The sequence below is a fragment of the Caulobacter sp. GW821-FHT09B08 genome (assembly GCF_059418225.1).
The window spans coordinates 160620-174431 of record NZ_JBWKPL010000002.1; the positions used below are offsets into that span (position 1 = coordinate 160620).

Below are 13812 nucleotides of genomic sequence, written 5' to 3' on the forward strand. Positions count from 1 at the left end.
GCGCGAGCGGCGGGCCTTGCGCGTGTCGCGATCCGTCCGATCGCCGCCCGCGCTGAAACGACAAAGAAAAAAGCTCGAGGGAGAATAAACGTGAAGAAGATGCATTTCGTCGGCGCTTCGCTGCTGACCCTGGCCTTGGCGGGTCCCGCCCTGGCTCAGGACCAGACGCCCGCGCCCACCCCCAGCTCCGCGACGGTCGAAGAGATCATCGTCACGGCCACCAAGCGCGAACAGACCCTGCAGGATATCCCGATCTCGGTGGCCGTAACCGGTCAGAAGACCATCGAGCGCGCCCAGATCCGCGACCTGATCGACCTGCAGTCGGTGGTGCCGTCGCTGAAGGTCACCCAGCTCAACGCCGCCAGCCAGACCAACTTCATCATCCGCGGCTTCGGCAACGGCAACGGCAACGACGGCATCGAAAGCTCGGTAGGCGTCTTCATCGACGGCGTCTATCGTTCGCGTTCGGCCGCCGCCCTGGATGACCTGCCCGAGATCGAGCGGGTCGAAGTGCTGCGCGGCCCGCAGTCGACCCTGTTCGGCAAGAACGTGTCGGCCGGCGCGATCAGCATCGTGACCAAGCAGCCCCAGTTCGATTTCGGCGGCAAGGCCGAGGTCACCCTGGGCAACTACAACGCCCGGCAATTCAAGGGCACGATCACCGGGCCGATCGCCGACGATCTGGCCATTCGGGTCTCGGGCAGCGTCAACAAGCGCGACGGCTACGCCACCAACGTCACCACCGGTAACGACGTGAACAACCGCGACCGCTGGTCGGTTCGCGGCGACCTGCTGTGGGTCCCGACCGACAACACCTCGGTCCGCATCATCGCCGACTACAACAAGATCAGCGAAGTCTGCTGCGCCGTGACCTCGATCTACAACGGTCCGGCCACCCAGTTCATCGGCGCGCCGGCTCCCTACGGCCTGGGCAAGCCGGTCAGCGATCCGAGCAAGATCTTCGACCGCGACGTCGTCTTCAATACCGACCCGACCAACCGCCTGACCGGCCAGGGCATCTCCGGCCAGGTCGACCAGGATCTGGGCTTCGCCAAGCTGACCTCGATCACCGCCTATCGCGAGCAGACCAGCGCCTCGTACCAGGACGTCGACTTCACGGGCGCCGACCTGGCCAACAAGGCCGACGGCAACAACATCAAGACCTTCACCCAGGAACTGCGCCTGGCGTCCAACAGCGAAGGGCCGTTGAACTGGCTGGTCGGCGGTTTCTATCAGGACGAGAAGCTGGAGACCGGCCGGACGATCAACTACGGCAGCGACATCCGCGCCTATGCCGAGGGCCTGAGCGGCCAGGTGCCCGCCACCCTGCTGGCCGCCCTGCCGCTGACCATCCGGCCGGCCGTCGCTGGCAGGTCCAATCTCTATGCGCTGGAATTCTTCCAAAGCCTGGTGACGCCGTCGATCCATCCGGGTTCGACCTACTTCCAGGCCGGCCAGGGCATCGACGACGACTATTCGATGAAGCAGCGTTCCTATTCGCTGTTCGGCCAAGTCGACTACAAGATCACCGACAAGCTGACCGTCACCGGCGGCCTGTCCTATCTGAACGACCGCAAGCGCGTGGTGTCGAACGTGGTGCTGCGTGACCCGTTCTCTGCCCTCAACCTGAGCGCCGTGCCGCAGTTCCCGTACATCGGCCTGCCGGGCAACCTGTACGCCGCTCTGGGCGGTCTGCAGTTCTACTACGGCAACACCACCAACCACGCTCCGGTCAACTTCCCCAACGCCACCGAGTCCGGCGAGCTGAAGGGCGACAAGATCACCTACGCGGTTCGCGCCGCCTACGACTTCGGTTGGGTGAACGCCTATGTCAGCTATTCGACGGGCTGGAAGGCCGGCGCCTACAATCTGTCGTCCGACAGCCGTCCGCCGAATGCCAACGGCGTGGGCCGCACCGCCGCGCCGGAAGACGTCAGCGTCTACGAGGCGGGCCTGAAGGCCAACTTCCAGGGCGGCTACCTGAACGTCGCGATCTTCGACCAGTCGATCAAGGGCTTCCAGTCGAACGCCTATACCGGCATCGGCTACAGCCTGGTCAACGCGGGCGAGGAGTCGGTGAAGGGCTTCGAGGTCGACAGCGCCTATCGTCCGCTGGACTGGCTGTCGCTGACCGCTTCGGTCACCTATCTGGACCCGAAGTACGACTCGTTCACCGGCGCGGCCTGCGTGAACTACGACACCGTGCGCTGCCCGCTGAACACCTCGACCGGCCTGCGGCCCAACTTCCGGGATCTGACGGGCGACACCCCGGCCGGCATTCCGAAGTGGACCTTCTCGACCTCGGCCACGATCACCCATGATCTGGGCAAGGGCTACGGCGGCTTCGCCCGTGTCGAGTACGACTACACCAGCAAGACGCAGCTCAGCGAAACGACCCCGCCGGATATCGGCACCTGGGGCCAGAACATCGTCAACGCCAGCCTGGGCGTCACCAACGACGAGCGCCAGCTGGAGCTGACGGCCTGGGTGCGCAACCTGACGAACGACGAGAGCCTGATCGCGACGTTCCCGACGGTGGCCCAGGACGGCAGCTACAGCGGCTATCCCACCCCGCCGCGTATGTACGGCGTGACGCTGCGCAAGACGTTCTGATCTACCTCGAAGCCTGAAGCGCCACCCGGTCCCCTGGATCGGGTGGCGTACTTTTGGGGCCTACCCGCCGAGCCCGTGCGCCAGGCCATAGAGCGTCAGGGCCCAGATGGCTTCCCGGTCCAGCCCGCCGGCGACGGGCGCGGTCAGGAAGTCGACCAGCAGAAGACCCAAAGGCGCGACCAAGGCCTGGGCGGGGCCGGCGCGAGTGTCCAGCATCTGGGCGCACAGCTCCCGATAGCGCCGCGCGCGCTTGGCGGCCGGATAGGCCAGCAGCGACAGATCCAGCCAGACCCCGTGTTCGATCTCGAATTTGGCCTTGGACATGGCCTCCAGGTCCATGGCCGCCAGGGCTCCGGCCAGCCTTTGGCGAACGGCGGCGCCCAGCGGCAGCTTCAGTCCGCCGACGACGGCCACGAAGGGTGCGGCGAACTCTGGCAGCAGCCGAAGGGCAGGGCGGCGCGTGGTGTCGGTGACCAGGACCCGGCCTTCCAGAGCGCGGTCGGCGACGCTCTGGGGAATGTCGGCCAGCAGGGCGACCTCGCGCCGGGAGAATACCTCGCCAGTACGCTCTGGGCGTCGGACGATACTGGGCATGTCACGGGTCCTGAACTTCGCCTGAAACTATACAGTCATGACGTCAGGCCTAGCCACGCCCCTCATCGTTTCTCGAAAGCGGTCGTGATGAGGTGTGGTGCCGGATGCAGGGATCGAACCCGCGACCTTCGGTTTACAAAACCGCTGCACTACCGCTGTGCTAATCCGGCCACGCCGGCTACGCCGAGCGGGGCTCTTCCTTAGACGCAAGGACGGGGCGCGGGCAAGCTCACCTCTTCCATTGCCGTGTGGCCAAACACCGCTAAGGTGCCGATCAAACAATTGTTCGGGAGTGGTCATGCGGGTTCGGCTGACGATGGCGGCGGCGTTGGCCGTCATGACCTTGGCCGCCGCGCCGGCCTGGAGCGCGCCCAAGGCGGCGCCGGCCGCGACCTTGGCCCCGGCGGCTCCCGAGGCCGAGGGGTTTTCCTCCGAGCGACTCAAGCGCCTGGACGCCCATATGCAGGCCCTGGTCGACCAGGGCCATCTGCCAGGCGCGATCACCCTGGTGGCGCGCCACGGCAAGATCGTCAGCTACGAGACCTTCGGCAAGACGGCCATCGACGGGCGGCCGATGACCAAGGACACGATCTTCCGGATCTATTCCCAGACCAAGCCGGTGACCGGCGTGGCGATGATGATCCTGTTCGAGGAAGGCAAGTGGCGCCTGGACGACCCGGTGACCAAGTTCGTGCCCGAACTGGCCCACCTGCAGGTCTACAAGGGCCAGAACCCCGACGGCTCCTTCATCACCGAGCCGGCGGCGCGTGTTCCGACCATGCGCGAGCTGATGAGCCACACCGGCGGCTTCGCCTATGGTCTGCGCACGGACCATCCGGTCGAGAAGGCCTATCGCGACAGCGGCCTGCTGGGCTCCAAGACCCAGGCCGAGTTCCTGACCGGCCTGACCAAGCTGCCCCTGGCCAGCCAGCCGGGCACGGAGTGGCGCTACAGCGTCTCGGTCGACATCCAGGGCCTGATCGTCGAGCGCCTCTCGGGCATGAGCCTGGCCGACTTCATGAAGAGCCGAATCTTCGATCCGCTGAAGATGACCGACACCGGCTTCTACCTCCCGGCGGCCAAGCAGGACCGGCTGGCGGCCCTCTATATTCCCGATCCCAAGACCCGCAAGCTGACGCCCGCCGACAACTTCATGGTGCTGGACGTCTCCAAGCCGCCGGCCATCGCCTCGGGCGGTGGCGGTCTGGTCTCGACCACGGCCGACTACGCCCGCTTCGCCCAGATGCTGCTGAACGGAGGCCAGCTGGACGGCGCGCGGATCTTGGCGCCGGGCACGATCCAGCTGATAGCCAGTAACCACCTGTCCGACGCCGTGATGGGCGCGCCGGGCGCGTCGTTCTCGCCGGCCAAGGGGCTGGGCTTCGGGCTCGACTTCGCGGTGGTCACCGATCCGGCCCGCGCCGGCACGCTGCAGGGCGAGGGCAGCTACAGCTGGGGCGGGGCCGCGGGCACCTGGTTCTGGATCGATCCCAAGAACGACCTCTTCATGCTGGGGATGATCCACATCCTGGCCAAGGAGATCGATCCGGCCCTGGCCAAGATCGACGATGACGCCACCACCCTGGTCTACCAGGCCCTGGTCGACCCGGCGAAATAGGCCGGTCGCGAGAAGAAGGCTCAGGGAGGAGCGCGTCGCATGACCAACCGCGTACTGGCCCATACGGGCGCCAAATATCCGATCGTCCAGGCCCCGATGGGCTGGATCGCCCGCTATCCCCTGGCCAGCGCGGTGTCGCGGGCCGGCGGCCTGGGGATCATCGAGACCTCGTCCGGCGAGACCGAGACCTGCAAGGCCGAGATCCGCAAGATGGCGGAGAGCGGCCTGCCGTTCGGAGTGAACCTGCCGATCCTGTTTCTCAAGGACGACGCCATGCTGCGCTTCGTCTGCGAGAGCGGCGTGAAGTTCGTCACGACCTCGGCCGGCAGCCCGGCCAAGTTCATCGGCCCGCTGAAGGGCGCGGGCATCGTGGTCTATCACGCGGTGCCCACCGTCGACGCGGCGGTCAAATGCGCCGAGGCCGGGATCGACGGCCTGGTGGTGGAGGGCGCCGAGGGCGGGGGTTTCAAGAACCCCGAGGAGGTCTCGACCCTGGTCCTGCTGCAGGCCATCCGGGCCCGGGTGGACGTGCCGCTGATCGCCGCCGGCGGCATCTGCGATGGACGCGGCATGGCCGCCGCCTTCGCCCTGGGCGCGGAGGGCGTGCAGATGGGCACCCGCTTCGTCAGCGCCGCCGAGAGCCCGGTGCACGCCAATTACAAGGCGGCGATCACCGACGCCAAGGAGACCGGCACCTGGGTTCTGAACAAGAAGGCCAGCCCCTGCATCCGCGCCCTGAAGTCCGAGCGCACCAAGGAAATCCACGAGGCCGGCGTCATGCCGCCCGACGTCCTCAAGAACATCCTGGACGTCTATTTCGGCGGTGACATGGAGGCCGCGCCGGCCCTGGCCGGCCAGACCGTCGGCCTGATCGACGAGGTCAAGCCGGCCGCTCAAATCATCGACGAGACCGTCGCCCAATTCTTCGACATCACCCAGCGGCTGGGCGCGCTCGCCGCCGGCCGCAGCTTCTGAGAGATCCAGTCCATGATGCAGAACCTGTTTTCCCTGAAGGGCCGCGTGGCCCTGGTCACCGGCGGCTCGCGCGGCATCGGCAAGATGATCGCCGAGGGCTTCCTGACCTACGGGGCGCGCCGCGTGTACGTCTCGGCCCGCAAGGCCGCCGCTTGCGACGCCACGGCCGAGGAGCTGTCGGCGCTGGGCGAGTGCATCTCGCTGCCGGCCGACGTCTCGACGCTGGAGGGCATCAACGGCCTGGTGGCGCGGATCGCCGAGCGCGAGGACAAGCTGGACATCCTGGTCAATAACGCCGGCGCCGCCTGGGGGGCGGACTTCGACGCGTTCCCCGAGAGCGGCTGGGACAAGGTCGTGGACCTGAACATGAAGACCCCGTTCTTCCTGACCCAGGCCCTGATCGGCCATCTGCGCGCCGCCGCCCAGGACCACGTGGCCAAGGTGATCAATATCGCCTCGATCGACGGCCAGTCGGTGACCAAGGACGAGACCTATCCCTACGGCGCGTCCAAAGCCGGCCTGCTGCACATGACCAAGCGCATGGCCCTGCGCCTGGCGGCCGACAACATCGCCGTCAGCTGCATCGCGCCGGGGGCCTTCGCCTCGGACATGAACAAGGTCGCTCGCGACCATACCGACGCGGTGTCGAAGATGATCCCGGCCGGGCGGATCGGCACGACCGAGGACATGGCCGGGGCGGCGATCTTCCTGGCCTCGCGGGCCGGGGACTATGTGACCGGTTCAGCCGTCACCGTGGACGGCGGGGTCAGCTTCGCGCGCTGACCCGGACTTCAGGGCTTGCCCGGGCTCGGGAAACCCCCGAGTTCGGCGGGCTCGGCGTCGCTGAGCTCGACCCCGGCGCCCGTGCCCTGGCCCACCGGCTTGGGCGGGCGAGCGCCGCGTTCGCGGGCCGACATCAGGGCCCAGCCGCCGGGCTTGAGGATTTCCAGCGGCGAGAAGCGCGCCTTGTAGGCCATCTTCTCGCTGCCCGGCACCCAGTAGCCCAGATAGACGTAGGGCAGGCTGTTCAGCTTGGCCTGCAGGATGTGGTCCAGGATAATGAACGAGCCCAGGCTGCGCTTGGTCAGGCTGGGGTCGTAGAAGCTGTAGACCAGCGACAGGCCGTCGGCGAGGACGTCCACCAGCACGCAGGCGATCAGGTCGCCGGGGCCACGGTCCTGCGAGCGCAGGCGGTATTCGATCAGGTGGGTGCGGACCGCCGTGTCCTCGACCATGGCCACGTAGTCGGGCCAGGTCATCTCGGCCATGCCGCCGTCGGCGTGGCGGGTCAGCAGGTAGCGGCGCAGCAGTTCGAACTGCTCCAGCGTGGCCTCGGCCTCGACCAGGTGGCGTTCCAGGTCGGTGTTGCGGGCCAGGGCCCGACGCTCGGAGCGCGAAAAGACGTAGTCGCCGGCCGGGGCGCGCGCCGATTGGCAGGCGCGGCAGGTCTCGCAGGCGGGGCGGTAGGCGATGTTCTGCGAGCGGCGGAAACCGACCTGGGTCAGGCTGTCATTGACGGTGGGACCGTCCGACAGCGGCAGGTGGGCGAAGACCTTCCGCTCCTCGCGGCCGGGCAGGTAGGGGCAAGGCGTGGGCGCCGTGAGGAAGAAGCGCAGCTGTCGCGTCGGAAAATGCTGCGTCACGGAAAGCGCCCGATCCCTCTAGAAACCTCGCCCGCGAAGCCGGGCCGATAAGCGATTAGGGGGCATCCGCGCCGGTTGCGCAAGCTGCGCAGAGCGCTTGAGCGTCATAGCGCCGCAGCGGTCTTCGCGGGTCGCCCTACAAGCCATCCGGAAGCACCGGTTTTTCGCGCAGCAGGACGATGGAGATGCGCCGGTTGCCGGGCAGGGTGGGATCGTCCGCGTACAGCGGTTCGGAATTGGCCTTGCCCGACACCTGGTAGATGCGGTCCTCGTCGACGCCGGCCCCGCGCAGCACTTGGCGGGAGGCGTCGGCGCGCTCGGCCGACAGGGCCCAGTCGCTGTCGGCGCGCTTGCCGAACGAGCTGGCGCTGGTATGGCCCGAGATGGTGATGCGGTTGGGCAGCTGGTTGATCACCTTGGCCACGGCGCGCAGCAGGATGCGGGCGCGGTCGTTGGGCTCGCGCGAGTTCTCCTTGAACATCGAGCGGCCGTCCTGGTCGATCAGCTGGATGCGCAGGCCCTCTGGGGTCTGGTCGATCATGATCTGCTTGGACAGTTCGGCCAGCTCCGGCATGTCCTGCAGCGACTGGCGCAGCGACTGGGCGGCCGAGGCGAAGCTGTCCTGTTCCTTCTTGGCCAGGGCGTCGCGCAGAGCCTGCTCGCTGGCCGAGTCGAGATTGGCGGTCGTGGAGCTCTGGCCGTCCTTGCTGGTCTCGGTCGGGGCCTCGGGGGCCATCTGCTGGATGACCGACATCTTGCCGTCGGCCTTGGCGCCGTCGTCGCCCAGCGAGGTGCCGCCCAGGATGCCGCCCGAGCCGCTGGTGCTGGACGAGATCGAGGCGGGGGCGAAGTAGTCGGCGATGCCCTGTTTCTGCTCGGGGCTGGTGGTGTTGAGCAGCCACATCAGCAGGAAGAAGGCCATCATCGCCGTCACGAAGTCGGCATAGGCCACCTTCCAGGCGCCGCCATGGTGACCATGGCCGCCGCCCTTCTTGACCTTCTTGATGATGATCGGCTGCTCGCCGCTGACGGCCATCGTGCTTAAGCCTGCTTAACCCTGTTCGACCGAACCTGACGGCTGGACGTTAAAATGCCGTTGCGATCGGGGCCGCGAAGGGCGATGGAGCGCCTCTGCCAAGAGGAGTTTCGCGGATGAAGACGGCGTTTATCGGCCTGGGCGTGATGGGCTTTCCGATGGCCGGCCACCTGAAGGCCGCCGGTCACGAGGTGACCGTCTTCAACCGTACGCCTGAAAAGGCCGCCCGCTGGGTGGAAAAGCACGGTGGCGCCTCGGCTCCGACCATCGTTGAGGCCGTGACGGGCGCGCAGATGGTGGCGCTGTGCGTGGGCAATGACGACGATGTCCGCGGCGTCGTGGCGCAGGTGCTGCCGGCGATGGCGCAGGGCGGGGTGATCGTCGACCACACCACCACCTCGGCCACCGTGGCGCGCGAGATGGACGCGGCCGCCCGCGCCGTGGGCCGGTGGTTCGTCGACGCCCCGGTGTCGGGCGGCCAGGCCGGGGCCGAGAACGGCCAGCTGACCGTCATGGCCGGCGGCGACGCGGCGGCCTTCGCCCGGATCGAGCCGGTGATCATGGCCTATTCCAAGGCCGTGCGCCTGATGGGGCCGGTCGGCGCGGGCCAGCTGACCAAGATGTGCAACCAGATCGCCATCGCCAGCCTGGTCCAGGGCGTGGCCGAGGCCCTGCACTTCGCCAAGCGCGCGGGCCTGCCCACCGACGACGTGCTGGCCGCCATCTCCAAGGGCGCGGCCCAGTCCTGGCAGATGGAGAACCGCTGGAAGACCATGTCGGAGGGCAAGTTCGACTTCGGCTTCGCGGTGGACTGGATGCGCAAGGACCTGGGCATCGCCCTGGCCGAGGCCCAGGTGAACGGGGCGAAGCTGGAGAGCACGGCGCTGGTCGACGGGTTCTATGAGGAACTCCAGGCGATGGGCGGGAACCGGTGGGACACGTCGAGCCTGGTGGCGCGGTTGGAGAAGTAGGGGCGGCGCCACGGGATACTTGCCCCCTACGGACCGCTTCGCGGTCGTCTTCCCCCATAGGGGGAAGAATTGCATTTGCGGGCTCGGCGCTTTCGGCTCCGCCCCCTACGGGGCGGACAGACCGCGAAGCGGTCAGGTGGGGGCAAGTGGGTGTGCTCTCACGCCAAAGGCCATGAGCTGTTGGGAAGGGTTGCGAAGCGCCCGGGCCTCGCCCGGGAAAGCTTTGATGTTGTTACCGTTTCGACGAAGTTCGAGCGCTTCGCGTGGAACCGTTATCCGCAAGGCCGGGGCGCGCGGGCCTTTTCCGCCCTTCACCCCACCCGGTATTCCCTCCTGGATCTGTGCACCGCTTGATTTCAGAGGCGGGAGTGAGCCTAACGAGGACCGGAGCGAACCCCACGACGGGCGGAGCCTTCCAGCGAAGACCCCGATGGGCGAGCTTACGTCCCTCGCCCTCTGTTTTAAGTCTCCCTCCAGCCGAAGCCGAAGAGGACCCCGCGCGTCCACCCCTGAAAGCCGCTTCGGTCGCTGGCCTCGCGCCCTTCCCGTGCCTTCAGGTGAGATCAGGATACGGGAGGTCCGGACAAGGGGGATAAGTTAGGTCGAAAAAGTTCAAGCGATTGAAATCGCTGAGCTCTGGTCGCTATCCGCTAGGGATAGAGCCTGCTGATGGGGACACACGCATGCGTGTGTCCCCAAGCCGTGATCCGGCTTAATTCCCCGTCACCGCCTTGTCGGCCTCGGCGTTGGCCTTCGCCCCGTCGCCCGCCGTGCGGTCGATGGCGCCGGTCGCGAAGCGCTTCTTCAGTTCGGCCAGGGTGTAGGCGTTGCCCCATTCGAAGTGGCCGTAGACGGTCTTGGCCTCGGGGCTGTCGCCGTAGCCGGTGTTGGTGATCCGCACCCGCGTGCCGGCCGCGACCGGTTCGAACTCGACCACCGTCACCGTCTTCTGGAACTCGCCCTGGCCCGCGAAGGCCTTGGGGGCCTGGAGGTTGCGCAGCACCAGCAGGCGGTCGGGGATGAAGGTGACGATCTGGTTCCTGATGTTGTTGGGATCGCCGATCGTCGCCTTGGGATCGTAGCTGGACTCGATGGAGCCGCCGGTGCGCAGGTCGATCTTCGCCACGGCCACCGCCCAGCTCTTGAACCCCGCGTCGGTGGTGAAGGCCTCGAACACCGCGTGGGGCGGGGCGGGGATGTCCATCGACAGCTGCAGAGCCTTCTGGCCGGCGGCGTCGACATAGCTGGTGTTCGCCACGCCCGGGAAATCGCGCCAGCTGGGCGCCGGTTTGGACGGGGCCTGGGCTTGCGCGGCTCCGGCCCACGCCACGAGCGCGGCGGCGGCGATCAGGGTCGATCTGAACATGGGCTTCCCCCTCCCAGGGCGTCTTGAACGATCATTCAAGACAAGCACGACTTGATCGATCGTTCAAGCGGCGAGTTGACTGATCGTTCAAGAGGGCGCTACGCATGGCTCATGGCCCCTGCGAACCCCCTCGACACCCGGCGACGCATCCTGCTGACGGCGATGGAGCTGTTCGCCACCAAGGGCTACGGCTCGACCTCGGTGTCGGACATTCTCTCGCGGTCCCAGGCCAACAGCGGCAGCCTCTACCACTTCTTCCCCGGCAAGCAGGACGTGCTGATCGGGGTGCTGGAGATGTACCGAGACGGCATCGAGGCCATGCTGCTGGATCCGGCCTGGCGCGGGGTGGACGATCCCGTCGAGCGGATCTTCGCCCTGCTGGCGGCCTATCGCGGCATGCTGCTGGACAGCGACTGCCTGTACGGCTGCCCCATCGGCTCGCTGGCCCTGGAGCTGCACGAGCCCGACCCGCCGGTGCGCGAGCTCTTGGCCGACAATTTCCGCAAGTGGACCGGCGCCATCGAGGGCTGCCTGCGCGACGCGGGCGAGCGTCTGCCGCCGGGCCTGGACCTGCGGGCGCTGTCGGAATTCATCCTGACCACGATGGAGGGGGCTGTCATGCAGGCCCGCACCCACCGCGATATCGGCTTCTTCGACCGCAGCATCGGCCAGCTGCGCCAGCACATGGCGCTGCTGACCGCGCGAGCAGTGGCTTAGGGCGTCAGCGCCCCTCGATCCACAGGTTCAGCGGCTGCTTTTCCTCGTGGCGCACCAGGATCACGTAGCCGACCGCGAACACCACGATCCCGATGATCGTCCCGCCCCAGAAGCCGGCCGGGCTGGCGAACCAGAGGGTCAGGGTCGTGATGACGGTGGCCAGGCCCAGCATGCACCATCGCAGGAGGATGCTGAAACCGTGGTAGGTCTGCTCGTGGGCGAGCAGCTCGGGTTTTCCGGTGTCGTTGAAATCGGCGTCCATACGTAACCTCCGCTATCGTCGAGGTTCTGGCCAGGCCGTCGTACGCGGCCTTGGGCCGAACACTGGAGACACCTTAGGACGAACGAAGGTCTCCGACTAGGCCGCCACCGCCGCGTCGAACTCGGCCTTCCAGTCGGCGAACCGCTCCCGGTCGTCCTGGTCCCACGGGTGGAAGCCGGGGCGGTACCAGGCCAGATAGGTCTTCCAGCCGCGCCGGAAGAGGCCCGGATCGCTCCAGACGAAGCGCTCGACCGCCTTCAGCGCCGCCTTGGGCGTGTAGCCGTCGGCCTCCAGCAGGCGAGCGGCGTAGCGGCTGATGTTGCGGGTGAACATGATGGTCACGAAGAACATCGCCCGGCAGCGGATGAAGTAGCGGCGCAGGGGCGACCAGTCCTTGGTCACTTCCTGGAAGACGTCGTAGGCCACGGCCTTGTGCTCGGTCTCCTCCATGGCGTGCCAGCGCCACAGCTGCTCGACGCCCTCGGGCGTATTGTCGAAGAGGTCGCGGTGGCGGGCGTGCATCTCGGCCATCATGGCGGTGAAGTGCTCCAGCGCGATGGTCGAGATCAGCATCGCCATCTTGCCGCGCTCGCGGGCCATCTTCACCCGGGCGCGCACCATCTCCTCGATCTCGGCGACGGGGTAGCGCTCGCGATCGATCAGGCTGTTGAGCTGGTGGTGTTCGCGCGAGTGGATGGCCTCCTGGGCGATGAAGCCCCTGGCGTCGTCCAGCAGCTTGCCGCTCAGCCGGCCGCGATAGTTCTTCACCGCGTCCATGAACAGGCGCTCGCCGTCGGGGAAGGTGAGGGACAAGGCGTTGAAGACCGCCGTGCCGACCGGGTCGCCGCCCAGCCAGTGGCCTTTGCGGACGTCGTCCAGGGCGAAGCTGATGTCGCGCGGCTTGACGTCGAGATCTTCGGGGGTGGTCTTGGTGTCGATCATGGCGTTCCGAGCTCCGCCGGTTTAGGCCTGGACGGCCTTCCATGCGCGCACAGTGAGTTATACTGACAAAAATGTCAATAGAGACGCCAGCTCCCAAGACCCGCGTGCGCCGTTCACCCGAGGCCGCGCGCGAGAACATCCTGGCCGCCGCCGAGGCGCTGCTGGTCGATCACGGCCCGCAGGCCATCAAGCTGGCCGACGTGGCCAAGGCCGCGGGGGTGGTGCACGCCAACGTCATCCACCACTTCGGCTCGATCGCCGGGGTCGAGACCGCCCTGATGGAGCGAATGATCCGGCAGCTGGCCGACCGGATCATCGACGGCTTCGAGCGGGACGGGGCGGAGCGGGGCTTCGGCGCCCAGGCCCTGTTCGACGCCTTCGAGACCCGGGGCGCGGCGCGCCTGGCCGCCTGGCTGGAGCTGACCGGCGAGGGGCGGCGCATGACCCTGGTCCGGGCGGTGGTCGACGAAGTGGTCCAGACCCGCCTAGTGCGCGACGCGGGCGTCGACCGTGACACGATCGTCGACTTCATCCTGCTCAACATCGTCTTGGCCATCGGCGTGGGCCTGTTCGGCCCCACGTTGAGCGAGCTGCTGGGGCGGCCGCCGGAGCGGGCGCGGGAGCTGGCCCAGGCGCTGATCCAGGCCCGGATCGAGGACGGGTTCTAGGGCGCGGGCTCCAGCGCCAGCAGGGCCGGCAGCACGGCCTGCGTCAGTAGCGGGGCCAGGCGCAGGTCACCCGGCGCGGCCGGGTCGATCCAGGCCAGCTCCTCGATCTCGGCCCGGGCTGCGATCTCGCCCTCCACCTTCGCCAGATAGGTCGCCGACTGCACGGTGAAGCCGGCCTCGTTGGCGGCGGGGGCCGAAAACCGGCCCAAGAGGTCGGCCGAGATCAGCCGGCAGCCGATCTCTTCCTCCAACTCCCGGGCCAAGGTGGTCAGGTCGTCCTCGCCGGCGTCGCGCTTGCCGCCGGGCTTCATGAAGGTGGCCGTGCCCCGCTTGCGCACCAGCAGCATCCGCCCCTCGGCGTCGCGGATCACGGCGGTGACGATGTCGAGGGTGCGGGTCATGCCGCC

General features: G+C 67.5%; 14 protein-coding genes and 1 tRNA gene. 7 read left to right on the forward strand and 8 right to left on the reverse strand.

What is annotated here, in order from left to right:
• Positions 1 to 99: 99 nt before the first annotated feature.
• Positions 100 to 2613, forward strand: a complete 2514-nt coding sequence (locus AC07OA_RS07115) for a TonB-dependent receptor (protein ID WP_494663739.1) — start codon at positions 100 to 102, stop codon at positions 2611 to 2613.
• Between the two features lie 60 nt (positions 2614 to 2673).
• Here the strand turns inward: AC07OA_RS07115 and AC07OA_RS07120 are convergent, their stop codons facing one another.
• Both AC07OA_RS07120 and AC07OA_RS07125 read right to left on the reverse strand, forming a co-directional pair.
• Positions 2674 to 3207: a hypothetical protein gene (locus AC07OA_RS07120; protein WP_494663093.1), complete on the reverse strand. Its 534-nt coding sequence runs from the start codon at positions 3205 to 3207 to the stop codon at positions 2674 to 2676.
• 95 nt (positions 3208 to 3302) lie between these two features.
• Positions 3303 to 3377 (reverse strand) — tRNA-Thr (locus AC07OA_RS07125).
• A gap of 128 nt (positions 3378 to 3505) precedes the next feature.
• Between AC07OA_RS07125 and AC07OA_RS07130 the strand changes: the two genes are divergently transcribed.
• The 3 genes from AC07OA_RS07130 to AC07OA_RS07140 are packed head-to-tail and all read left to right on the forward strand — an operon-like array spanning position 3506 to position 6583.
• Positions 3506 to 4825 (forward strand): serine hydrolase domain-containing protein, encoded by a 1320-nt coding sequence (locus AC07OA_RS07130; RefSeq protein ID WP_494663094.1) that lies wholly within the window; start codon positions 3506 to 3508, stop codon positions 4823 to 4825.
• Positions 4826 to 4864: 39 nt separating this feature from the next.
• Positions 4865 to 5800 carry an NAD(P)H-dependent flavin oxidoreductase gene (locus tag AC07OA_RS07135; protein ID WP_494663095.1) on the forward strand — a complete coding sequence of 312 codons (936 nt, stop codon included), beginning with the start codon at positions 4865 to 4867 and terminating at the stop codon, positions 5798 to 5800.
• Positions 5801 to 5815: 15 nt separating this feature from the next.
• Positions 5816 to 6583, forward strand: a complete 768-nt coding sequence (locus AC07OA_RS07140; protein ID WP_494663740.1) for an SDR family oxidoreductase — start codon at positions 5816 to 5818, stop codon at positions 6581 to 6583.
• A gap of 8 nt (positions 6584 to 6591) precedes the next feature.
• On the opposite strand, the gene AC07OA_RS07145 is transcribed toward AC07OA_RS07140, so the two are convergent.
• Entirely contained in the window at positions 6592 to 7443 is an 852-nt protein-coding gene (locus tag AC07OA_RS07145; protein WP_494663096.1) for an arginyltransferase, read from the reverse strand.
• Positions 7444 to 7579: 136 nt separating this feature from the next.
• Positions 7580 to 8479, reverse strand: coding sequence for a flagellar motor protein MotB (locus AC07OA_RS07150; RefSeq protein ID WP_494663097.1), 900 nt, complete (start codon positions 8477 to 8479; stop codon positions 7580 to 7582).
• A gap of 116 nt (positions 8480 to 8595) precedes the next feature.
• On the opposite strand from AC07OA_RS07150, the gene AC07OA_RS07155 reads away from it, so the two are divergent.
• The gene (locus AC07OA_RS07155) at positions 8596 to 9450 is read left to right on the forward strand and encodes an NAD(P)-dependent oxidoreductase (RefSeq protein WP_494663098.1); all 855 of its coding nucleotides are present in this window, start codon (positions 8596 to 8598) and stop codon (positions 9448 to 9450) included.
• Positions 9451 to 10162: 712 nt separating this feature from the next.
• Here AC07OA_RS07155 and AC07OA_RS07160 read toward each other — a convergent pair.
• Positions 10163 to 10816, reverse strand: a complete 654-nt coding sequence (locus AC07OA_RS07160; protein WP_494663099.1) for an SRPBCC family protein — start codon at positions 10814 to 10816, stop codon at positions 10163 to 10165.
• A 111-nt stretch (positions 10817 to 10927) separates the two neighbouring features.
• Between AC07OA_RS07160 and AC07OA_RS07165 the strand changes: the two genes are divergently transcribed.
• Positions 10928 to 11533, forward strand: coding sequence for a TetR/AcrR family transcriptional regulator (locus AC07OA_RS07165; RefSeq protein ID WP_494663100.1), 606 nt, complete (start codon positions 10928 to 10930; stop codon positions 11531 to 11533).
• Between the two features lie 4 nt (positions 11534 to 11537).
• On the opposite strand, the gene AC07OA_RS07170 is transcribed toward AC07OA_RS07165, so the two are convergent.
• Complete coding sequence (locus tag AC07OA_RS07170) at positions 11538 to 11795, reverse strand: hypothetical protein (RefSeq protein WP_494663101.1); 258 nt, start codon at positions 11793 to 11795, stop codon at positions 11538 to 11540.
• A gap of 96 nt (positions 11796 to 11891) precedes the next feature.
• Positions 11892 to 12737, reverse strand: coding sequence for a metal-dependent hydrolase (locus tag AC07OA_RS07175; RefSeq protein WP_494663102.1), 846 nt, complete (start codon positions 12735 to 12737; stop codon positions 11892 to 11894).
• 71 nt (positions 12738 to 12808) lie between these two features.
• On the opposite strand from AC07OA_RS07175, the gene AC07OA_RS07180 reads away from it, so the two are divergent.
• The gene (locus AC07OA_RS07180; protein ID WP_494663103.1) at positions 12809 to 13405 is read left to right on the forward strand and encodes a TetR/AcrR family transcriptional regulator; all 597 of its coding nucleotides are present in this window, start codon (positions 12809 to 12811) and stop codon (positions 13403 to 13405) included.
• Here the strand turns inward: AC07OA_RS07180 and AC07OA_RS07185 are convergent.
• Positions 13402 to 13806 carry an NUDIX hydrolase gene (locus tag AC07OA_RS07185; protein ID WP_494663104.1) on the reverse strand — a complete coding sequence of 135 codons (405 nt, stop codon included), beginning with the start codon at positions 13804 to 13806 and terminating at the stop codon, positions 13402 to 13404. The genes AC07OA_RS07180 and AC07OA_RS07185 overlap by 4 nt on opposite strands.
• Positions 13807 to 13812 lie beyond the last annotated feature (6 nt).